This is a genomic window from Pseudoalteromonas nigrifaciens, assembly GCF_002221505.1.
Taxonomy (GTDB): Bacteria; Pseudomonadota; Gammaproteobacteria; order Enterobacterales; family Alteromonadaceae; genus Pseudoalteromonas; species Pseudoalteromonas nigrifaciens.
In genome coordinates this window covers 1,197,127-1,218,896 of record NZ_CP011036.1, presented here as the reverse complement: position 1 = coordinate 1,218,896, position 21,770 = coordinate 1,197,127, and the positions used below count along the sequence as shown (strand labels likewise).

The 21,770-nt window shown below is 40.3% G+C and carries 16 protein-coding genes, 10 tRNA genes and 1 pseudogene; 3 read left to right on the top strand and 24 right to left on the bottom strand.

The features are described from left to right. Window positions 1–98: 98 nt before the first annotated feature. The 10 genes and pseudogenes from PNIG_RS05890 to PNIG_RS05845 all read right to left on the bottom strand — a co-directional run. Window positions 99–512, bottom strand: coding sequence for a MerR family transcriptional regulator (locus PNIG_RS05890; RefSeq protein WP_004589265.1), 414 nt, complete (start codon window positions 510–512; stop codon window positions 99–101). A gap of 306 nt (window positions 513–818) precedes the next feature. Beyond that, window positions 819–1,241 (bottom strand): hypothetical protein, encoded by a 423-nt coding sequence (locus tag PNIG_RS05885; RefSeq protein ID WP_024605466.1) that lies wholly within the window; start codon window positions 1,239–1,241, stop codon window positions 819–821. A gap of 401 nt (window positions 1,242–1,642) precedes the next feature. Next, complete coding sequence (locus tag PNIG_RS05880) at window positions 1,643–1,876, bottom strand: heparan-alpha-glucosaminide N-acetyltransferase domain-containing protein (protein WP_024605464.1); 234 nt, start codon at window positions 1,874–1,876, stop codon at window positions 1,643–1,645. Further along, a complete protein-coding gene (locus PNIG_RS05875) occupies window positions 1,867–2,742 on the bottom strand; it encodes a copper resistance protein B (protein WP_089367990.1) in 876 nt (291 codons plus the stop codon). Before PNIG_RS05875 ends, PNIG_RS05880 begins: the two co-directional genes overlap by 10 nt. After that, entirely contained in the window at window positions 2,739–4,577 is a 1,839-nt protein-coding gene (locus PNIG_RS05870; RefSeq protein ID WP_089367989.1) for a copper resistance system multicopper oxidase, read from the bottom strand. The genes PNIG_RS05875 and PNIG_RS05870 overlap by 4 nt, the downstream gene beginning before the upstream one ends. 27 nt (window positions 4,578–4,604) lie before the next feature. Next, the gene (locus PNIG_RS05865; RefSeq protein WP_021032425.1) at window positions 4,605–5,075 is read right to left on the bottom strand and encodes a YybH family protein; all 471 of its coding nucleotides are present in this window, start codon (window positions 5,073–5,075) and stop codon (window positions 4,605–4,607) included. A 15-nt stretch (window positions 5,076–5,090) separates the two neighbouring features. Further along, window positions 5,091–5,978, bottom strand: coding sequence for a copper resistance D family protein (locus PNIG_RS05860; RefSeq protein ID WP_089367988.1), 888 nt, complete (start codon window positions 5,976–5,978; stop codon window positions 5,091–5,093). Between the two features lie 19 nt (window positions 5,979–5,997). Further along, window positions 5,998–6,345, bottom strand: coding sequence for a copper resistance CopC family protein (locus PNIG_RS05855; RefSeq protein ID WP_008132134.1), 348 nt, complete (start codon window positions 6,343–6,345; stop codon window positions 5,998–6,000). A gap of 53 nt (window positions 6,346–6,398) precedes the next feature. After that, the gene (locus PNIG_RS05850; protein WP_016899201.1) at window positions 6,399–9,563 is read right to left on the bottom strand and encodes an efflux RND transporter permease subunit; all 3,165 of its coding nucleotides are present in this window, start codon (window positions 9,561–9,563) and stop codon (window positions 6,399–6,401) included. A 14-nt stretch (window positions 9,564–9,577) separates the two neighbouring features. Further along, window positions 9,578–10,654, bottom strand: a pseudogene (locus PNIG_RS05845) (efflux RND transporter periplasmic adaptor subunit); the annotation flags it as partial. A 7-nt stretch (window positions 10,655–10,661) separates the two neighbouring features. Here PNIG_RS05845 and PNIG_RS05840 point away from each other — a divergent pair. Both PNIG_RS05840 and PNIG_RS05835 read left to right on the top strand, forming a co-directional pair. Beyond that, entirely contained in the window at window positions 10,662–11,246 is a 585-nt protein-coding gene (locus tag PNIG_RS05840) for a caspase family protein (RefSeq protein ID WP_244181064.1), read from the top strand. Window positions 11,247–11,714: 468 nt separating this feature from the next. Continuing rightward, entirely contained in the window at window positions 11,715–13,622 is a 1,908-nt protein-coding gene (locus tag PNIG_RS05835) for an aminotransferase class V-fold PLP-dependent enzyme (protein WP_089367987.1), read from the top strand. 232 nt (window positions 13,623–13,854) lie between these two features. On the opposite strand, the gene fbaA is transcribed toward PNIG_RS05835, so the two are convergent. After that, entirely contained in the window at window positions 13,855–14,937 is a 1,083-nt protein-coding gene (fbaA, locus tag PNIG_RS05830; protein WP_011327779.1) for a class II fructose-bisphosphate aldolase, read from the bottom strand. 66 nt (window positions 14,938–15,003) lie between these two features. Next, a complete protein-coding gene (locus PNIG_RS20260; RefSeq protein WP_011327778.1) occupies window positions 15,004–15,138 on the bottom strand; it encodes a hypothetical protein in 135 nt (44 codons plus the stop codon). Between the two features lie 562 nt (window positions 15,139–15,700). Between PNIG_RS20260 and gloA the strand changes: the two genes are divergently transcribed. Then, window positions 15,701–16,102 carry a lactoylglutathione lyase gene (gene gloA / locus PNIG_RS05825; RefSeq protein ID WP_011327777.1) on the top strand — a complete coding sequence of 134 codons (402 nt, stop codon included), beginning with the start codon at window positions 15,701–15,703 and terminating at the stop codon, window positions 16,100–16,102. A gap of 54 nt (window positions 16,103–16,156) precedes the next feature. Here the strand turns inward: gloA and PNIG_RS05820 are convergent, their stop codons facing one another. The 12 genes from PNIG_RS05820 to PNIG_RS05765 all read right to left on the bottom strand — a co-directional run bounded on the left by PNIG_RS05820 (window position 16,157) and on the right by PNIG_RS05765 (window position 21,636). Then, a complete protein-coding gene (locus PNIG_RS05820; protein WP_089367986.1) occupies window positions 16,157–16,423 on the bottom strand; it encodes a DksA/TraR family C4-type zinc finger protein in 267 nt (88 codons plus the stop codon). Window positions 16,424–16,547: 124 nt separating this feature from the next. Then, window positions 16,548–19,415 carry a M16 family metallopeptidase gene (locus tag PNIG_RS05815; protein WP_089367985.1) on the bottom strand — a complete coding sequence of 956 codons (2,868 nt, stop codon included), beginning with the start codon at window positions 19,413–19,415 and terminating at the stop codon, window positions 16,548–16,550. 284 nt (window positions 19,416–19,699) lie between these two features. After that, a tRNA-Glu gene (locus PNIG_RS05810) sits at window positions 19,700–19,775 on the bottom strand. Window positions 19,776–19,953: 178 nt separating this feature from the next. Next, a tRNA-Glu gene (locus PNIG_RS05805) sits at window positions 19,954–20,029 on the bottom strand. Window positions 20,030–20,118: 89 nt separating this feature from the next. Beyond that, window positions 20,119–20,194: transfer RNA gene (locus PNIG_RS05800), tRNA-Glu, on the bottom strand. Between the two features lie 144 nt (window positions 20,195–20,338). After that, a tRNA-Glu gene (locus PNIG_RS05795) sits at window positions 20,339–20,414 on the bottom strand. A 178-nt stretch (window positions 20,415–20,592) separates the two neighbouring features. Then, window positions 20,593–20,668, bottom strand: a tRNA-Glu gene (locus tag PNIG_RS05790). A gap of 89 nt (window positions 20,669–20,757) precedes the next feature. Beyond that, a tRNA-Glu gene (locus PNIG_RS05785) sits at window positions 20,758–20,833 on the bottom strand. Between the two features lie 144 nt (window positions 20,834–20,977). After that, window positions 20,978–21,053: transfer RNA gene (locus tag PNIG_RS05780), tRNA-Glu, on the bottom strand. 174 nt (window positions 21,054–21,227) lie between these two features. Then, a tRNA-Glu gene (locus PNIG_RS05775) sits at window positions 21,228–21,303 on the bottom strand. 144 nt (window positions 21,304–21,447) lie between these two features. Then, window positions 21,448–21,523: transfer RNA gene (locus PNIG_RS05770), tRNA-Glu, on the bottom strand. 37 nt (window positions 21,524–21,560) lie between these two features. Continuing rightward, window positions 21,561–21,636: transfer RNA gene (locus PNIG_RS05765), tRNA-Ala, on the bottom strand. Window positions 21,637–21,770: the final 134 nt, after the last annotated feature.

The window sequence follows — 21,770 nt, the reverse complement described above, 5'->3', positions numbered from 1 at the left end:
ATTCTCCTTACTTTTACACGAAGAGGATTGAGCTTTTGCCTGACAGCAACAGCCTGATTCAGTTTTTATATTTGTGTTAGTAGCCACCCTTTTTCCTCCTATGCTTTTTTAATTTGCTCAAAGTTTTCGATGAGATGACAAACCATGTTTGCAGTCGGTGCTTTGTCTTCCATTTCTTCCCATCGAGAAAGCGCAGAAGACATTTTTCCTCGAAGTGCCAACATTGCTTGAAACTGCTTTTCTGTTTCTTCAAGCCGCTCTTTGATCAGGCTTCTGACTAATGGGCACGCACTTTTACCATCTTCAGATTCATTAATAATTTCCTTGATATCTGCAACAGAAAAACCAAGGTTTCTGGCACTTAAAATGAATTTAAGTCTCGATACTTCTTTATTCGAGTATGACTTGTAGCCGTTCACTGACTTAGCAGGTTTTAACAATCCCAATCGCGAGTAATAGCGCACCGTATCAGCAGTCGTTCCAAGGCTTTTTGCCAGCTCTGCAACTTTCATGTTCACTCCTTAGTTCTTAACCTAAGTTTGTAATCTCACCTACAGCTTAGGCCTGTGTCTAAGACACAGGTCAAGTGATTATTCGTGATTAATAATGCAAAAGCTAAAAACTAATTTTTGGTAAAAAGAGGAATCTCGGCCAAAATCGACAGTATTAATTACTGTAAATGGCAATAACTTGAGCATTTTCATAATGCCTTTCCAAATATCGTACTAATCGTTCAAAACAATTGATTATTTAAATCAATGAATAAGTCATTCTATTTTTGATGGGAGTGGCGAAAAAAAGACGCACTGATCCTGTGATTAGCCAATAATTGGTGGACGATAAAGTAAGAGATGGATACCAGGTTTTGGTAGAGGTGTACGCTGTAGAAGTAGCTCAGAGTAAATATTGCAAATACCTTCCTCTTGCGCTTGCACAAGATAGGCATTTAAATGAAAGCTTGTACAAAAACCGCCTTCACAACAAACACAATCACCAGCTTTACATTTTTCACAGTCTTCATCACCATGACGGTTTTTAGAATCTTGCGAATTTTCAGTGTGATAGTGACTATTGTCAATCATTGATTGATGATGCATATTTTTGCTTGGTTGTATAATATGCGTGTCGGATGAGCCATTATGATGCTCTTCACAATTCATTGGTTTAGCAATAGCAAAGCCATGCTGCGTAAGCAACACAGTTATTATTACTATTTTAAACCACCTGAAAAGTCCAAACATTATCATTCCTTCTTTAGCACCTACAATATTAGCCACTTTATAAAAATAATTTTATGATCTTGATCAACCTTTGAACTAAAACCTAAACTTTTTACTTTTTACTTTTTTAAACAGCTTAAACTTCACAAGTATAAAAGGGGTGTCTAATTTATACTCATGAGATTGAAGCCAAGCATGAGCACCATTAAAAGAAATAAAAACCCTACGCTCATAACTAGGTATTGAGTAATGGGTCATTTTTCCAATTGTTCAGCTTTAAGCGCAGTACTTTGCAACAATCGGTTCTATTATCCCGGGCACATCCAATTCCCGTTCATCAAAAGTGATAAAATGGCCTATTGTACGTCTTTCAATGGCGATGTTTTTTGCCTTTACTCTTTAACCTTAACCATTCGCCAACTTTACTTCTTAGCTGATATTCCACCTTGATAGGTATACACCAGACTGGCACCGACTGAAAACAAGAAGTAGCTTACTATTACTGCTCTTAGCTCTTTCCAGAAAAAGCCGTTAGGTATGTCTGTTCTAATATAACCAAAATAGTTTAAATCCCAGACAAAATGAAAAGCTACCATCAATATAATTGCGGTAGCTCTCATTAAATCAATGTAGTTATTTCTTCGTATTAAAACCAAAATCTTAAACCGGCAACAAACTCAGTATCGTTGCTGCTCTGCTCGTTTAGCTTGGCGTAATCTGCTGTGCTACCAAATTTATTAGTCCACTCTACACCTACATAAGGTGCAAATTGGCGAGTAAATTCATAACGAACCCTAACGCCAATAGCAGTACTAGATAGCCCACTGCCTAGCTCATTTTGTTCATCGTCTTTACCATAAAATGTTATTTCAGCACGAGGCTGTATAATGAGCCTTTGTGTTAAAAGCAGCTCATATTCAGCTTCTGCTGTAAATGCTGTATTGCCGCTCTCACCTACATACGCTGTCATATCAAGCTCAAACCAATAAGGTGCTAAGCCTTGAATACCAAACGCTAACCATTGACGGTTTTTGCCTTCTTTATAATAATCGTAGCGAATACCGACTTGCGTATCCCAATAAGCCGAAATTGCATGACCCCATAAAATATCAGTTTGATTTTCTTCAAGCTTGCCATAACTAACATCGCCCTCGGTTTTTATCACTAATCGATTAAAGGTGGTGCCGTACCAAGCTTGTAAATCGAAAACAGCAGCATCGGCTTGTTCGTTATACTCAAGACGATCACCTAAAATAGCGTAAAACTTATGCTCATCCGCAAGGGTTAAGCGCTCGCCATCTGCTAAAGCATATGGCCCTTGCGTTAAGGTTGTGCCATTAGCATAAGCGTGTGGATCGCGAGCATTTTTAGGGGCATCGCCGCCTTGCGGCTGCATTTTATCGCCCGCCATATCGCCAGACATGTCACCCATTTCAGTTTGAGCAAACACATGCAGGCTCAATAACGGTGCGCTAATTAATAGTGCACTAGTAAGTACTGTTGATAAGGTTAAATTTCTCATGATACAACCACCTCTCTAAACATACCTGCATCCATATGAAACAGTAAATGACAATGCCAAGCCCAACGACCAACATCATGTGGCGTAGTTAAAAAGCTAATTCTTTGGGCGGGCTGTACCATTATGGTGTGGCGGCGAACTAACACATCACCTTGATCGTTCTCCAAGTCGCTCCACATACCATGTAAATGCATAGGGTGTGTCATCATGGTATCGTTTTGTAAAATAACTCGTACCCGCTGATTATGCTTCATATGCACAGGGGTACTTTTACCAAACTCTAAGCCATCAAAAGACCAGCTGTAGCGTTCCATGTTGCCGGTTAAATGCAGCTCAATTTCGGCTTCGGGTGCTTGGTGGTCAACTATGCCATCAAGAGAGCGTAAATCTGCAAGTGTTAAAACTCGACGGCCGTTATTGCGCAGCCCAATACCAGGATCGTCTAAGTTTGTGCGTGGCGTATCAACGCGCATATCAATTGAGGCGCCATATTCTGTTTTAGCGTGGCGAACTTTCTGACTTGGAACAGCCAGTGGGTTTTTACCCATATTATGCTTACTATGGTCCATTGCCATTGCACCGTGGTCCATTGTGCTATGATCCATTGCCCCCTGATCCATACTGGTTTTGTCCATGCTAGCGTGGCCCATAGCGCTGTGATCCATTCCAGGCATAGCAGAGTGATCCATATTGCCCATCATATCCCGCATTGCTAACCACTCAACTGGGTCAAGTGCAGGCACTGGCGCATCAATATTAGCAGCGACAGACAAAGTCCCTTTGGCATAACCTGAGCGGTCCATGCTTTGTGCAAAAATTGTGTATGCGTCATTTTTAGGCTCAACAACCACATCGTAGGTTTCACCTGGACCAAAGCGAAACTCATCTACGGTAACGGGTTCAACATTTTGTCCATCTGCTTGTACCACAGTTAATTTTAACTCTGGGATACGTACATCAAAAAAGGTGTTACTTGAGCCATTAATAAATCTTAAACGTACTTTTTCACCCGCTTTAAACAGCCCACGCCAATTAGCCATTGGCGCAGTACCATTCATTAAATAGGTCATTGCCGAAGCCGATAAATCAGCTAAATCGGTTGGACTCATTCGCATCTGGTTCCACATTTCACGTCGTTGAAGTGCATTAGCAACGCCGCTTGTTGCTATGTCATCAAAAAACTCAGGTACAGTGGGCTGATTAAAGTTAAACACATCCCCCTGAATTTTTAATTTACGGAATAACTCCATAGGATCATCATCAGTCCAATCAGAGAGTTGAATAATATGTTCATTATCTGCGCTGATAACATCTTGCTCACGAGGCTCAATAATTAACGCCCCATACATACCGGTCATTTCTTGAAAGCCACTGTGTGAGTGATACCAATAAGTACCGCTTTGTTGTAACTTAAATTTATAAACAAACGTTTCGCCAGGCATAATGCCTTTAAAGCTAATGCCCGGTACACCATCCATTTGATACGGAAGAATGATCCCATGCCAATGAATTGAACTCGGCACTGATAATTTATTAGTTACCCTGATAGTAACGTCATCACCTTCTCTGAGGCGCAAGGTAGGAGCTGGTATTGAGCCATTGATTGTTGTAGCCATTCTTACAACACCTGTGAAGTTTACGGGTGACTCATCTATCACTAAATCTATTACTTCTCCACTTAGTTCGGGCGCAGTACCTGTTGAAGTTCCAGCAATCAAAGATGAAGCTGCATGAAGAACACTTGGAAAAGCAGCTAATACACCGCCAGCAATTACACCTTGTACAAAGCGTCTACGTGGCGTAGAAACTTGATGTAATGGACTTTTAATTCTCATTTTGTACTCCGTTATTTAACCAATAAATTAATGTGACCAATGAATGTGCTTAATCTTCCATTCACCATTTTGTTTTTCCAGCACTATCGTTTCCATGCCTTGATAATCGCGTTCAACACCTTTATGAGTACCTGTAGTTTGACTACGCGACGCAGAGATAGCGGTATTTCCAAGTATCGTCACTTGATGTTCAAGTGTGTCGCTCTTCATCGCTGCTAAATACTTCATATCCGACAACATATGATGATGAGCATATTCATCAGCGCTCCTTTCAACGCGGCCTCCCTCGAAAATGGTGACATCATCCGCTAACTGCGCTCTAGCCTGTTTTTGATTGCCAGTTTCAAGTGCTTGATGAAATGCCAAAACAACTTTTGCGGCAGGGGTATCTATACCTTTAAACAAACCTTTGTCTTTGTTCTTATCACCATGAGCGTTTGCTGCGAAACTAAACGTCATTAATAAAACGAGTAATATATTTATTGTTTTCATTTTCATTCTCTCTTTTAGGTTTTAATTTGCAGGGCCAACAACACTAGTAAGCCCAGCCGTTACAGATAAAATGGCAAAAGCTACTAGCATTTCTATCGAGATAGATTTAGATAAAGCCTCTCTGCCTTGACTATTTTTAAGTTGTGGAACGAGTATTAGTTTATGTTTAGCAGCAAGTGCCAAAATAGACACTACAAGGGCCAATTTAAACAACAGTGTTTGTCCGTAACTTGAGCTTATTAGTGCATCAAGACTTCCGACCAATTGAATCACGAGCCAGAGGCCTGCTACCAACAATAGGCTCACTGTAAAACTTGCTTGTTTGCCAAAGCTTTCCATCAGCAAATGAAGTTCTGCATAACTTAGCTGATGGCAAGCCTGTTTTAGTGGCAATAACGCCCCAAACCACCATGCCATAACGAGCACATGCAAAATAAGCAAGCCTTTTTCAATTGTGCCTAACTCAGAAATATGACCCAGTAACGTGAATGAGTATGCAAGGATTAATAAACTCAACATTAAAGCGCTTTGTTTTAAGTACGAGTTCACAGCGAGTTTGAACCTTAAAGCTAAAGCGATTATTGCGGTAACTAGCCCAAGCGCTCGAAGCAAAGCTCCAGTGCCGACAGAGGAGTCCCACATAATAGCCAATATATCAGCGTCTATCACCCCCTGAATTCCCTCTTCTGCCATTGCACCAGTACTGGCAAAGAACCAAGTAATATTAGCGATCAAAGCCATAACTATATAAGTTCTTGTCCACGTTAAATTCGCTATTACAATATTAGTATGAGATTCATTATTCTCAAATATTTGCCTGAAAAATGTATAACCAGCAATACAGGCAAAGCCGACGTAAAATACAATTTTTGACAGTACAATGACTGTATTCCAGATATACATTTCCATATCAATCACACCGCCTATTTTAGTGAACCATAAAGCCGAAGCTATGTTTCATTTTATGACCATCGTTACCTAAGAAGGTTACATCCACAGTATAGTTTGCAGGAGCTAATTTAGGTAGTTTCCATGTAAATTTGCTAGTAGCGACTTTAGAAGGCTCGAATCCAAATTTAAATTCTTCGCCTTGTTTATTGGCCAATGAAACTTTTACAACACGTACCTCTTTGGTGAACACCAAAGTTAACTCTTCTGGAGGATTCATTAGCATTGCATTATCAGCAGGCACACTTTTTTCAAGATGCACATGCGCAAATACCGCACTACTAAAAACGACACTGATTACGGTTAAAAATTTAATTAGTTTTTTCATATTTACCTCTATTTTAGTTTATTGAAATTGCTATTTATGGTTTCTTAACTTCGCTAAGCATTACTTTTTAGCTCCGCCTTAGAAAGCTCCTTGTTAAAGGCGTTTAATTCTGGCTTTTTAACGATTGAGTAAATTACTGGGAGCACAATAAGAGTGAGTAGCACAGCACTTGTCATTCCGCCTACCATAGGTGCAGCAATACGACTCATAATCTCCGAACCTGTTCCTGTACCATATAAAATGGGCATCAAGCCGATAATGATTGTTGCAACTGTCATCATTACTGGACGAACTCGTAAGCCTGCACCGTGCAATAATGCATCTTGATATGCATCATCAGAGATAGGTTCAGCTCGCTCTTCAGCTTTTTCCTTAAGCTCAGCAAGTGCCTGATTGAGATAGACCAACATTATCACACCAATCTCAACCGCTACCCCAGCTAGAGCAATAAAGCCCACGCCAACAGCCACAGAGAAGTTAAACCCTTCCAGATACATCAACCATAAGCCACCAATCATCGCCATCGGCAAGGTAACGATAATGATAGCCACCTCACTAAACGCTCTGAAGTTTAAGTAAAGTAGAATAACAATAATGGCGAGTGTTAAAGGCAATACATAGGTGAGCTTTTCTTTCGCTCTTTCCATATATTCGTATTGCCCAGCCCAAGTAATTGAATAACCTGCTGGTAGTTTTAGATTATTAGCCAAGTGTATTTTTGCACTTTCAACATAAGTACCTACGTCAACACCGTCTATATCGATAAACGTCCAGCCATTTAAACGAGCATTTTCACTCTTAATCCCCGGCGGACCGTTCTCAACTCGAATATCTGCGACATCACCTAGTGCAATGCGTTGACCACTTGGTGTTACAACAGGTAATCGTGATAGCTGCTCAGGAGAGTCTCGATAGTCTTGCGGATAGCGTAAGTTAACAGGGTAACGCTCTTGACCTTCTACCGTTTGGGTAACGTTCATACCACCAATAGCTGTAGAAACCACTTGTTGAACATCTTCGATGTTTAACCCAAAGCGACTTGCCTTATCGCGTGAAATATCAACCTTGATATATCGTCCACCTGCAACTCGCTCTGAGTAAACTGATGCTGTGCCTGTAACTTCGGGTAAAATTTGCTCTATTTGTTGGCCGATTTCCTGAATCACATCAAGCTCTGGTCCGGCGACTTTAATACCCACAGGCGTTTTTATGCCTGTTGCTAACATGTCGATTCGGGTCTTGATTGGCATAACCCAAGCATTCGTTAAGCCCGGAAACTTAACCAATTTATCAAACTCAGCTTTTAACGATTCAGTAGTCACACCCTCTCGCCACTGCTCTTGTGGCTTCAATTGAATAAAGGTTTCAATCATGGTTAAAGGTGCAGGATCGGTTGCAGTTTCAGCTCTTCCTACTTTACCAAATACAGTTTCAACTTCTGGCACAGTGCGAATAAGCTTGTCTGTTTGCTGCAATAACTCCCTTGCTTTACCAATTGAAATACCGGGATAGGTAGTAGGCATATACATGAGATCGCCTTCATCCAATGGCGGAATGAATTCACTACCAATTTTATCGACAGGCCAAAAGCCAACGATAGTCACTAATATTGCTGCTACTATTGTCGATTTTGGAAACTTCATGACTTGCTTTAAAACAGGCATGTAGATAGCAATCAATAATCGGTTTAACGGGTTTTTCTTTTCAGAAACAACTTTGCCTCGAATAAAGTAGCCCATCAAAACAGGCACCAATGTGATCGCCAAACCTGCTGATGCCGCCATTGCATAGGTTTTTGTATAGGCGAGCGGAGAGAACATTCTTCCTTCTTGCGCTTCCAAGATAAATACAGGTAAGAATGAGACTGTAATGATCAGTAAGCTAAAAAATAGTGCAGGGCCTACTTCACTCGCAGCCTTAGCAACAATTTGCCAGCGATTTTCATCTGTTAGTGGTGTTTTCTCCATATGCTTGTGCATATTTTCAATCATCACTATTGCACCATCAGTCATCGCACCAATCGCAATAGCGATACCGCCTAAAGACATAATGTTGGCATTGATGCCTTGCATATACATGATAATGAACGACACCAAGATACCTAATGGCAGAGTAATAACTGCCACAATAGATGAGCGAAGATGAAATAGGAAAGCCACACAGACAATAGCCACGACTGCAAGCTCCTCTAGCAACTTGCTCCAAAGGTTATCAACAGCACGATCTATTAACTTCGATCTGTCATAGACAGGGACAACCTCCACCCCCTCTGGTAAAGAAGATTTGAGCGACTCAAGCTTTTCTTTTACCCCATTTATGGTTTGTTGAGCATTTTCACCAAAGCGCATAACGACAACACCACCAACAACTTCGCCTTCGCCATTAAGTTCTGCGATACCACGGCGCATTTGAGGACCAAGGTTAACGTTGGCAACATCTCCAATACGCAACGGCGTGCCTTGTTCGTTAATACCAAGTGGAATTTTCTCTATATCACTAACTGATTGAATATACCCCGTTGCGGTAACCATATATTCAGCTTCAGCCATTTCCACAACGGATGCGCCAGTTTCTTTGTTCCCTTTTTGTAAGGCTATTTGTATTAAACTTAGAGGAATATCGTAAGCTCTCAATTTGTCAGGATCTACTTGCACCTGATATTGCTTAACCATACCGCCAACGGCGGAAACCTCAGACACGCCCGGAACAGTTTGTAGTTCATACTTTAAAAACCAGTCTTGAATACTTCTTAATTGGCTTAGATCATGGTTTCCTGACTTATCTGTTAAAGCGTAGATGTATACCCAACCCACTCCTGTCGCATCAGGTCCTAATTGTGGTTTTGCCGAATCAGGCAGGCTTGATGCTACTTGGCTTAAGTATTCAAGTACTCTGCTTCTAGCCCAATACAAATCAGTATCATCATCAAAAATGATATAGACGTAGGAATCACCAAAAAATGAGTAACCACGAACAGTTTGCGCTCCCGGTACTGACAACATGGCTGTAGTAAGGGGAAACGTCACTTGATCTTGCACTACTTGTGGTGCCTGTCCCGGATAGCTCGTCTTAATTATCACCTGCACATCAGAAAGATCGGGGAGTGCATCTACTGGTGTTTTTTGTAATGAATACAAACCACCAAACGCGATAATTAAGGTAATCAACAAAACAAAGAAACGATTGCCGATAGACCATCTAATAATTGATTCAATCATTATTTTTCTCCCACTTAATGATTAGAATGATCAACAGCAGCTTTATTTTCCTTGCCGTGTTGTTCATCTGATTCAAGAGAAATGTCAGTGATAACTAAGTCATCTCTAACCTCAAAAGTGAAAGTGACATTATCACCGACATTGAAATCAACCATTTCTATATTGTCCGCGACGATAAAATCCATCGTCGCAGCAGGTCTATCCCATTTCTCTATTGGGCCTCTGCTAATATTTAGAATCCGTGTATCAATATCAATCGCATTGATCAAACCAGATACTGTTGCTGATGATACTTCAGGCTCACTCATGATATGAATTCCAGTAATTTCATATCCACCGTCTTCGGTTTTGCTCACTTCAAAGTGCAAAGATTGACCTGACTTTAATGAGTCAATATCGACTTTTTCAGCCACAGTAAAATCCATAACCATTTCAGGCCAATCCCAAGCTTCAGCAGGGCCATGTGAAATATTAACCATGCGGTGCCCTGCCATAACACTATTAACATCCCCTTGCATCCAAACAGAGTTAGGCACTTCATCATGAGTCATTCGTTTAAAGTCAGAGCTTTTACTTGATTCAGAATCAATCAAGAATTGGGCAGATGTCACCACAACGTCATCTTCATTTAAGCCGTCTAATATTTCGATGCTGTCGATATCAACCCGGCCAATAGTCACTTCAATAGATTTAAATTGCCCATCACCTAACGCAAGTACTACTCTGTCCTGTTTACCTGTTCTAATAACGGCTTCTTTAGGCACGAGGATGGTGCTATCAGCTTGATTAGCGTGAATAGAGACTTGTGCAAACATATTTGGTTTTAATTGATAGTCTGTGTTATCAAATTTCAATCTCACTCGGAGTGTGCGTGTTTTACTGTTCAATGTTGGATAAACATAATCAACGACACCAGCCCAGTCCTCACCGGGTAAATAATCCAGTGTCATTGATACAGGAAGTCCTTTTTTAATTAAAGCTGCGTCACGTTCAAACACTTCTGCTTCAACCCAAACTTGATCTAGCTGGCCAATGCTTAATAAGGTGTTTCCCGGCTTTACATAAAAACCTTCTCTAACCTTCAAACCATCGAACAGCTTGCAGTATGACCTACAAGGCCTTTTCTATGGATTATCCTCAAAAGATCGCCTTATTTTTTATTATGTTGGTCACGGCTTTCATAATGGTGTAACTAATTACTTATCTACTTACGATATGCATCCAATGAATGTCGATAAAACTGCAATTTCACTTCGCGATGTTTTATTAGATCCACTGTCTAAGTCGGAGTGCAATTCTGCGATGATTTTTATTGATGCTTGTGCACAGTCATTTGTATGTGCCAATAGCAGGAATACACTGTCTAATATTGATGTTGATGAAATAAAGATCATATTAAGTGATAGTAACTACTTGGCATCATATTTTTCGTGTCAACCAGGACAAAGCTCGTATTCATGTGACAACTTAAAGCAAGGGATTTGGACATATCACTTATCTCAAGCTATGAAAGGTGAAAAACCTGATGCTGTTTTATCAAAAAAATACGTAACAGATAGATCTTTGAGTGATTATTTGGCTAAATCAGTAACTACCTATGTTAAAGACGAGCTTGGATATGTTCAAAATCCGAAGTCAATCTTAGATGCTGATAGCGAAAATGTATTAGTTCAAATTCCATAAGGCCGAGACCAAGCTATAAATTTTCACCTGAGAAAATGCCTATGCTGATATCTTGAATAAAATAAAGCACTGGCATTGTAGGATGGTTTCTAACTAAGAACACACTCAAGACAATTTATTCAAAATAGTTTTTCATAGTATGGGCAACAAGCCGTCCTCAGTCCGTAACTCATTTTTGTCCAAAAACGAGTTTAACCGACCGTCTGCTTCTCGCTCATAGCTGTAAGTCAGATATGAGCTACTTCAACTCAATAATTAATGCGCATTCCAGTATTACTTTTTGTTTTTTAAAGTAGGTGGCTGACTTTGGCACCTTTGATTTTTCATACCTTGCAAGTCAATTTAAATAAAATCTATTTATTCGTGATTTTGCGTAATTATTGGCGCATTTTCAAAGTATTAATTTCACAAGTATCAATCCTTTAGTTATGCTACTAAACATTATGAAATTTTATTGCGAAAACGCCTATGTTACCTTTACTTCGTATCTTGTTAATTGAGCAAGACCCTATCATCTTGCAAGAGCTTTCAACGAATCTGTCGAAAACGATCCCTAACTTTGAGCGAAATGATGTTCATATCGACATAATTGAATGTCTTGATTTAAAGCAAGCGTTGGAATATGTAGAGGAAGATGGCGATATTCAAGCCGTGGTTCTCAGTTGGGATGTACACAACAAGGGTGAGAGAACTTATAGTCGCTTTATCGAGCAGTTAAAGGGGATCCGTATCGAGTTGCCTGTGTATGTTATTGGCGACGACACGAAAGGATTAGAGATAGTTAACGAGTCGGAGGAAATTGAGTCTTTCTTTTTTAAAGATGAGGTAATTTCTGACCCGGAAGCGATTTTAGGCTATATGATCAACGACTTCGATGATCGAGGAGAAACCCCATTCTGGACGGCATATCGTCGTTATGTTGGCGAAGCAAACGATTCATGGCACACACCTGGCCATAGTGGCGGCTCTAGCTTTAGAAACTCTCCCTACATCAAAGATTTTTATCAGTTTTATGGCCGTAATGTATTTGTTGGCGACCTGTCGGTTTCAGTCGATTCGCTAGGTTCATTGTCAGACAGTACCAATACCATTGGCCGTGCTCAAGAATCAGCCGCGGCGACGTTTGAAGTTAAGCATACCTATTTCGTCACGAACGGTTCATCTACCTCAAATAAAATCATTTTGCAGACACTGCTGCGCAAGGGCGATAAAGTAATCATCGACCGAAATTGTCATAAATCGGTGCACTATGGCATATTGCAATCAGCTAGTTTTCCTATTTATTTGTCGAGTATTTTAAATCCTAAATATGGGATTTTCGCGCCACCCTCGTTGGCCGATATAAAGCAGGCGATCGAGCAAAATACCGATGCAAAATTGCTGGTTCTTACTGGTTGCACTTACGATGGCTTACTGAGCGATTTGAAACAAGTGGTAGCGTTTGCCCATCAACATGGTATTAAAGTGTTTATCGACGAAGCGTGGTTTGCTTACTCCCTTTTTCATCCCAGCTTACGCTATTATTCTGCCATTCATGCTGGAGCCGACTATATCACCCATTCTGCGCATAAAGTGGTATCGGCGTTTTCTCAGGCGTCTTACATTCATATTAACGATCCAGATTTTGATGCCGATTTCTTTCGAGAAATTTACAGTATTTACGCCAGCACATCGCCAAAGTATCAGCTTATAGCGTCGCTTGACGTGTGCCAAAAGCAGTTAGAAATGGAAGGCTATAAGCTGCTCAATGCCTTGCTAAAACATGTGGAAGAATTTAAACAACAAATGGCCTCGCTCAACCATATTAAAGTGCTTGGTAAGCAAGACTTTATGGAAATATTTCCGCATTTTAGCGGAGACAATATGGGCCATGATCCACTAAAAATTCTCATCGATATTAGTCAATTGCCTTATTCGTTAAAAGATATTCATAAATTCCTGCTGGATGAAATTGGGCTAGAAATAGAAAAATACACTCACAGTACTATCTTGGTTTTACTGACGCTTGGAGGTACGCGTTCGAAGATCATTCGTCTGTACAATGCATTAAAAAAACTCGACAGCGGTAAGGTAAAACTGTCAACATCGACGCGTCGCTCCCGCTTGCCGGAGAATTTACCTGCCATCGACCTAGCGTGTATTCCAAGCGATGCTTTTTATGGCGAGCGCGAATCTGTGCCTATTAGCAAAAGCAACAACCGCATTTGTGCCGGTTTAGTTACGCCATATCCACCGGGCATCCCACTGTTGGTTCCGGGGCAGCATATAACTGAAGATCATATAGAGTATCTGAAAGAGTTAGCGGGACAAGGATTGACGATTCAAGGAAGCTTCGATGGCGAGATCTATGTTCTTAAAGGCAAGGTTAAGAAGTAAAGCGTCTTTTGGTCATAGTCTTTTTACTGAGCAGCTGTGTCGCTAGGCATTGCTGCTGTATAAAGCGTTATTGAGTTAATTTTTGAATTACTATTTTAATGTTTAGCTGTATTTTATTTAACGAATAAATAGCTTAGCCATAGAAAACGGTGTTATTAGTATTAAAAGGCTCAACAGATCTGTTGAGCCTAACATAACGAGTAACTTACCTTAGCTTACTAACAAGCTATTTTTATGAGCTGTACCGATTTACACAATTTAAATCGTTAAAACATTGCTCTAGTCTTGCGGCCATATGCTGCTCTGTATGACGAAGCCATACGCGAGGATCATAGTATTTTTTATTAGGCTTGTCGTCCCCTTCTGGGTTACCAATTTGCCCTTGTAAATACGCTTGTTTGTCTTGGTAATAGTTTAAAATACCGTTCCAACACGCCCACTGCGTATCTGTATCGATATTCATTTTTACTACGCCGTATGTTAACGACTCTGCAATTTTATCGTACTCAGAGCCACTACCGCCATGAAACACAAAATTGATTGCGTTATGCTCTAAGCCAAATTGTTTTGCTACATAGGCCTGTGAGTCTTTTAATATAGTAGGAGTAAGCACAACATTACCCGGTTTATATACCCCATGAACATTGCCAAATGACGCCGCTATAATAAAGTTTGGACTAATACGACTTAAGCGCTCGTAAGCGTAAGCTACATCTTCTGGCTGGGTATAAAGCGCAGAACTATCGAGATGTGAGTTATCCACCCCGTCTTCTTCACCACCGGTGCATCCTAGTTCAATTTCTAGGGTCATGCCTATTTTTGCCATGCGCGCTAAGTAACGTTCACATATTTCAATATTTTCTTCTAAAGATTCTTCTGAAAGATCGATCATGTGCGAACTAAAAAGCGGCTTGCCAGTAAGTGCAAAATGCTGCTCGCCTTCATCTAATAAACCATCAATCCAAGGTAATAATTTTTTTGAAGCATGATCGGTATGTAGCATAACCGCTACACCATAATGCTTAGCAACAGAGTGAACATACTTAGCAGCACTAACCGCGCCAAGTACAGCCCCTTGGTGTTCAGGTAGCGACAAGCCCTTACCACAAAAAAACTGCGCTCCACCATTTGAAAGTTGAATGATAACCGGTGACTTCATTGTTTGCGCGGCTTCAAGAGTTGCATTTATAGACGAGGTACTAACAACGTTAACTGCAGGTAATGCATATTGATTTGTTCGGGCATGCTTATATACCGCACTTACTTCATCGCCAACTATAACGCCAGGTTGAATAGTTGTAGCTAAATAATTCATTATAGGTTCCTTACTGTTTTAAAGCTTTTATACAAGCATCTGTAATTGCTCGCCAGTTTTGTTGCTCTACTCACCCTTTTTAGCAACGCCTGTTACGGCAAAAACTAACAGAGCAAAAAATACAGCCGATAAAAAATCAATACCATCACACAAAGATGGCGGAAAATGTTTTTGCTCATCAAAGCCGTATTTTAACGCCATAATATCACGGTATTAAAAACACCGGGCAATACTGGCACATTACAGTTAACAAGTTTGCTGAGTGATTTTGGTTACGTAGCAGTTGTACCTATTAAATCGGTACCCACTGCACATACTTGCTCTAGTATAGCTGTATTTATGACTGTACCTGTACCTACTTTACGCTTCGGCTGGTGTTTTTATTGCTTTTAATACCTCAACTAAGCTTGCGCCTTAGTAGAAACAGAGCAATTAGATTGCTGCACGCTAAATAAATCCCATAGTGAAATTGTTTAAGAGGTTGTGCAACCTAGATGTATTGCAAATCTATATGAAAACCATAGAATGTGCATCAAGACTTACTACTGTTATATTTTCTGGCCTGCGCTGAATACACAATTATATTTTGAGTCTCAAATTGCAGTGTTTTACTCTGTGTATGGCCAAAGTAGCTGCTAAGCAAACATGCGATATATTATAAAAATGAGTTTTAGCTTACTTTTATAATAAGCGCTATTTTGCGCAGTCTTCGTCATGTTGTAACAGTATTTTTTAAATTTAAAGACAATCCAAGGGTGCTTAAATGCGTTTATTACACACTATGTTACGTGTTGCTGATTTAGAAAAATCAATCGAATTTTATACCAAAGTACTTGGGATGAAAGAGTTACGCCGTGCAGATAACGAAGAATATCGTTATACCTTAGCCTTTGTTGGTTACGGAGACGAAAAAGACAATACGGTATTAGAGCTAACCTATAACTGGGATCAAGACAGTTACGACTTAGGCAATGCTTATGGCCATATAGCCATTGAATTTGATGATATTTACAAAACATGTGCTGATATTAAAGCTGCCGGTGGCAATGTTAGTCGTGAACCTGGGCCTGTAAAAGGTGGTACTACTGAAATTGCTTTTGTAAAAGACCCTGATGGCTATGCAATTGAGCTTATTCAGAAAAAAGAAGATATGAGTCGTTTTTAAATTTGTATTAAAGCAAGTAGGTTTAAATTAAAAAGGTGCTTTTAGCACCTTTTTTTAGCGCAATTGACTGTCTTTACTGCCTCGGCGATTAAAAGCCCCCACTGTTGCGCTCTTGCCTTCAATTGCTTGCTGGCATGCAACACAATAACGAACACCGGGTAACGCCAATCTACGCGCTTGAGGGATCGCAGCATCACATTCTTCGCACAACTCAGCACTTGAGCCTGAAGCCAAATTACTGCGAGCGTACTGAACAGCATCGTTAACACTTGCGTCTATTTGATCTTGAACTGCACCTTCTCGTGCCCATCCACTTGCCATATATAACCTCCTAATGAGTTGGACGTTTATACTTATAATAGCTATTAACAGCTTTATTGGCACTGAATAGAACAAAAAAGCCGCTTGTAGCGGCTTTTTGTTTTTAATCGATTAATTTTAACAGTTATAAACTGTAATCAATCACCTGCATGCCTAACTTTTCAAGCTCAGGGCGCAAGGTTTTGGCATCACCAACAACTAAATAAATCATCTCTTTAGTGTTTAAATGTTTTTTAGCTAAGGCGTTAACTTCTTCTTTGCTAATATTACTAACAATTTCATTTCTTTCTTTTACAAAGCTAGGTTTTAAATCAAACTCTAATATTTGTGCTAAAAAGCCAAGTTTTGCATTAGGTGTTTCGTATTTAAGCGCATCTTTTTGGTTAATAGCTTTGCGCATAAACATAAGCTCTTGGTCTGTTACACCATTTTGAGCGTAGTTATTAAGCTCGTTGGTAAACTCTGTAATAGACGCAGCAGTAGAATCTGCTCTCACCGCTGCAGAGGCTGTAAAGCCACCTGATGTTTTATCACCCCAAAAATGAGAGCGAGCACCATAAGTGTAGCCTTTATCTTCGCGTAAATTTAGATTGATACGGCTGTTAAACGTGCCACCCAATGCAAAGTTCATTAAGTTAGCTTTAAAAAACTCACCGGTAATATCTTCAACCATGCCACGCTTACCAATACGAATTTCTGATTGCGGTGCGCCAGGCTTATCAACTAAATAAATTACATTTGTTTGTACTTTTGGCTCAGCAAAATTTAAATCAACGCTTGAAGCTTTGCCCTGCCAGTTTGTAAGGGCAGCTTTAATTTTAGGTTCAATTGTTGATTCTTTTAAATCAGAAACAATAATAACTTGGGCACCCTGCGGTTTAAAGTTTGCATTATAAAAAGCTTTAACATCATCGAGCGTAATGGCTTCTATACTTTCAACAGTACCGCTACTTGGTAGTGAAGCTATGTTATTTCCGTATAGTAATTTGCTATACGTATTAGAGGCTAAATAACCTGCATCTTTCATTGAATGTTGGATGTTTTGAATGCTTTGCTTTTTATTACGCTCAAAGTCATCTGCATTAAATGCCGGTTTAAATAACTTTTCTTCTACAAGCTTTAATGTTGCATCTAGATTTTTAGTTAAGCTAGAAACATATACATTTGTATGTGTTTTATCAGCGTATATGCTTACTTGACTACCCAACTTTTCAAGCGCGTTACTCATTTGCTCTGTGGTGTAGTTTTGCGTAGCCTCACTCATTAGCGATGCAGTCATTGACGATAAACCCACTTTACTCGCTTGTTCATTATACAAGCCACCCGGAACTTTAATAAAAATAGCAGTCGTTGGCGTTTCGGTGCTTTGAGTACCTAATATTTTAATACCGTTTGCAGTATTAGCTTGCCAAAGTGCAGGAACATCCACAGCAGGATTTGCACCGGCCTCTGGATGAACACTTCGATCAAATGTATCAACTGCTCTTCGTGCCACTAAATCATCAGCTGAAGTGGTCGATGGCCCTCCAAAATCATGCGCTTTAGGAGTAAAGTTGTCTGGGGCAGCTATAAGTTGAGTCTGCCCTTCTGGCACAACACTCATAATAACGGCAGATTTACCTTTGATATATTGATTAAAAACACGCATAACATCAGCTTTTGTAACTTTGTTATAACGTGCAATCTCATCTTTAGCTGAGTTTGGGTTACCTGTAAACGTTTCTGACGCGGCAAGTTGAGAGACTTTTCCTGATACGCTTTGCAGACCAAAAATTGCACCCGATTCTATTTTAGCTTTTACTTTATCTAAATCATCTTGTGTAACACCACGCTCTTCAAATTCAACAAATGAATCACGAATAATTTTTTCCATATCAGCTAACGTTTTTCCTGCTGTAGGATTAGGTAAAGCATAAAGACTAATTGAGCATGCTAACTCTTGGCATGGATGGTTTGCACTTGCTTGAACTGCAAGCAGGTTTTTAACTAGGTTTTTGTATAGTAATGAATTGTTCCCCCCACCTAATATTTCTGCAAGTATATCCAGCGGTGCTTCATCTTCAGAGCGAGCGTAAGTCGTTGGAAAACTCATACTTAATAAAGGTAAGTGAACCTTATCTTCCATTGAAATATATCTATCAGCATTTAGTGTTACCGCTGTTTTTTCTACTTTAGGTATTGCAGGGCCTTTTGGAATTGGCGCAAAGTATTTAGTAACCAGTGGTAGTATTTCATTAGCGTTGATGTCGCCACCAATGGTAAGCGTTGCATTATTAGGGCCATACCACTTTAAAAAGAATGCTTTTAAGTCATTCACATTTACACGGTTAAGGTCATCCATAAAACCAATTACAGGCCAAGAATACGGATGCCCATCTGGATACATTGCTTGAGCAACACGCTCACCTAAACGACCATAAGGGCGATTATCAACGCGTTGGCCGCGCTCATTTTTTACTGTTTCGCGTTGTACTTCAAATTTTTCTTGGGTTACAGCATCTAGTAAAAAGCCCATTCGATCAGCTTCTAGCCACAACATTTTTTCTAATTGATTTACAGGTACGGTTTCAAAATAATTTGTTCTATCTGAGTTAGTTGTACCATTTAAAGTACCGCCTGCTTCAGAGATTATTTTAAAATGTTCCTCATCAGCAACGTTTTCTGAGCCTTGAAACATCATATGCTCAAAAAAGTGAGCAAAGCCTGACTTACCCAACTCTTCGCGAGCAGAACCAACGTGGTATGTTACATCAACGTGTACTAAGGGATCTGAATGATCCTCATGCACAATTACAGTTAAACCGTTATCTAGTTTATATTTTTTATACGGTATGTTGATTTCACCTGCGTTTGATTTCACTGATTCAATAAGTGTAACGCCTGGGATTGATGCTTCTGTAATAATCTTTTTATCAACAGCTTGAGTTGAGCTATTACATGCAGCTAACCCTGATGCAAGTAAAACAGCAAGTGCGATTTTTGTGAGTTTCATTTTTTAGTCCATATTTAAATTAACTCAATGAGTTTAAAGACTAATTAAAAGTACAACAAGGAATATGAAACAATTGTAAGATTGGTTTTGTAACGAAGTGTAAATAGATAGATATAAAAATGAAGTGTGAAATGAGGGTATAAATTTGTAGTTTTATTCTTATAACACTGCACTAGCTTATTAAATAAATTAAGCGGCATTTACAAGATATAATTGTTCTTGATAACGTCATGAATAGAACGTCTGGTATCACACTGCTTTATACAATACTTAAAATAAGTAAGTGGCGTCCCCAAGGGGATTCGAACCCCTGTTACCGCCGTGAAAGGGCGGTGTCCTAGGCCTCTAGACGATGGGGACGCAGAAATTGGTTTGCAAATCATTGATTTGCTATTTCTGTGTAAGATGAGACCGAGCCTGTGAGGCGAATGGCATTATCTTCTCAGAAACATTTTCTGTGTCACTAGGACAACTGAATTTTTAGACTCGTTTCAGGCGAGCTTTCTTAATAACACTGCACTGACTATTAAATAGTAAGTGGCGTCCCCAAGGGGATTCGAACCCCTGTTACCGCCGTGAAAGGGCGGTGTCCTAGGCCTCTAGACGATGGGGACACATAAATGTGTCACTAGGACAACTGAATTTTTAGACTCGTTTCAGGCGAGCTTTCTCAATAACACTGCACTGACTATTAAATAGTAAGTGGCGTCCCCAAGGGGATTCGAACCCCTGTTACCGCCGTGAAAGGGCGGTGTCCTAGGCCTCTAGACGATGGGGACACATAAATGTATCACTAGGACAATTGATTAGTTTAACTCACATCCTGAGTTTTAAGGTAATTGCGCTTAATACAAGTAAAGACTCGAGCTTTAATTGTGACGCTATTTTCTCGGTAAAACCGCCTTTAACTAATTAAAGCTAAATGGCGTCCCCAAGGGGATTCGAACCCCTGTTACCGCCGTGAAAGGGCGGTGTCCTAGGCCTCTAGACGATGGGGACGCAGAAATTGGTTTGCAAATCATTGATTTGCTATTTCTGTGTAAGATGAGACCGAGCCTGTGAGGCGAATGGCATTATCTTCTCAGAAACATTTTCTGTGTCACTAGGACAACTGAATTTTTAGACTCGTTTCAGGCGAGCTTTCTCAATAACACTGCACTGACTATTAAATAGTAAGTGGCGTCCCCAAGGGGATTCGAACCCCTGTTACCGCCGTGAAAGGGCGGTGTCCTAGGCCTCTAGACGATGGGGACACATAAATGTGTCACTAGGACAACTGAATTTTTAGACTCGTTTCAGGCGAGCTTTCTTAATAACACTGCACTGACTATTAAATAGTAAGTGGCGTCCCCAAGGGGATTCGAACCCCTGTTACCGCCGTGAAAGGGCGGTGTCCTAGGCCTCTAGACGATGGGGACACATAAATGTATCACTAGGACAATTGATTAGTTTAACTCACATCCTGAGTTTTAAGGTAATTGCGCTTAATACAAGTAAAGACTCGAGCTTTAATTGTGACGCTATTTTCTCGGTAAAACCGCCTTTAACTAATTAAAGCTAAATGGCGTCCCCAAGGGGATTCGACCCCCTGTTACCGCCGTGAAAGGGCGGTGTCCTAGGCCTCTAGACGATGGGGACGCAGAAATTGGTTTGCAAATCATTGATTTGCTATTTCTGTGTAAGATGAGACCGAGCCTGTGAGGCGAATGGCATTATCTTCTCAGAAACATTTTCTGTGTCACTAGGACAACTGAATTTTTAGACTCGTTTCAGGCGAGCTTTTAATAACACTACCCTACTATAAATAGTAAGTGGCGTCCCCAAGGGGATTCGAACCCCTGTTACCGCCGTGAAAGGGCGGTGTCCTAGGCCTCTAGACGATGGGGACACATAAATGTATCACTAGGACAATTGATTAGTTTAACTCACATCCTGAGTTTTAAGGTAATTGCGCTTAATACAAGTAAAGACTCGAGCTTTAATTGTGACGCTATTTTCTCGGTAAAACCGCCTTTAACTAATTAAAGCTAAATGGCGTCCCCAAGGGGATTCGAACCCCTGTTACCGCCGTGAAAGGGCGGTGTCCTAGGCCTCTAGACGATGGGGACACAGAAAACTGCTACCCTAGGACAAACACTAATAAGTTGGTGGAGCTATGCGGGATCGAACCGCAGACCTCTTCACTGCCAGCGAAGCGCTCTCCCAGCTGAGCTATAGCCCCAACTTATTTACACACGCTGTGATAAACACGTCGTGTATTGCTTAGTGCGGGGCGCATTCTATGCACCACCCAAAATAAAGTCAACAGTTTTTTGTTCTGCTTTATTTAAATGGTTTATTTTTCAACAAACTGGC

What these genes read in the sequence shown, in the direction of transcription:
- PNIG_RS05875 (WP_089367990.1), bottom strand. Translation starts at nt 2,742, where the DNA reads ATGAGAAATTTAACCTTATCAACAGTACTTACTAGTGCACTATTAATT.
- PNIG_RS05860 (WP_089367988.1), bottom strand. Translation starts at nt 5,978, where the DNA reads ATGGAAATGTATATCTGGAATACAGTCATTGTACTGTCAAAAATTGTA.
- gloA (WP_011327777.1), top strand. Translation starts at nt 15,701, where the DNA reads ATGCGTTTATTACACACTATGTTACGTGTTGCTGATTTAGAAAAATCA.
- PNIG_RS05870 (WP_089367989.1), bottom strand. Translation starts at nt 4,577, where the DNA reads ATGAGAATTAAAAGTCCATTACATCAAGTTTCTACGCCACGTAGACGC.
- PNIG_RS05885 (WP_024605466.1), bottom strand. Translation starts at nt 1,241, where the DNA reads ATGTTTGGACTTTTCAGGTGGTTTAAAATAGTAATAATAACTGTGTTG.
- PNIG_RS05850 (WP_016899201.1), bottom strand. Translation starts at nt 9,563, where the DNA reads ATGATTGAATCAATTATTAGATGGTCTATCGGCAATCGTTTCTTTGTT.
- fbaA (WP_011327779.1), bottom strand. Translation starts at nt 14,937, where the DNA reads ATGAATTATTTAGCTACAACTATTCAACCTGGCGTTATAGTTGGCGAT.
- PNIG_RS05855 (WP_008132134.1), bottom strand. Translation starts at nt 6,345, where the DNA reads ATGAAAAAACTAATTAAATTTTTAACCGTAATCAGTGTCGTTTTTAGT.
- PNIG_RS05835 (WP_089367987.1), top strand. Translation starts at nt 11,715, where the DNA reads ATGTTACCTTTACTTCGTATCTTGTTAATTGAGCAAGACCCTATCATC.
- PNIG_RS05865 (WP_021032425.1), bottom strand. Translation starts at nt 5,075, where the DNA reads ATGAAAATGAAAACAATAAATATATTACTCGTTTTATTAATGACGTTT.
- PNIG_RS20260 (WP_011327778.1), bottom strand. Translation starts at nt 15,138, where the DNA reads ATGGCGTTAAAATACGGCTTTGATGAGCAAAAACATTTTCCGCCATCT.
- PNIG_RS05820 (WP_089367986.1), bottom strand. Translation starts at nt 16,423, where the DNA reads ATGGCAAGTGGATGGGCACGAGAAGGTGCAGTTCAAGATCAAATAGAC.
- PNIG_RS05890 (WP_004589265.1), bottom strand. Translation starts at nt 512, where the DNA reads ATGAAAGTTGCAGAGCTGGCAAAAAGCCTTGGAACGACTGCTGATACG.
- PNIG_RS05815 (WP_089367985.1), bottom strand. Translation starts at nt 19,415, where the DNA reads ATGAAACTCACAAAAATCGCACTTGCTGTTTTACTTGCATCAGGGTTA.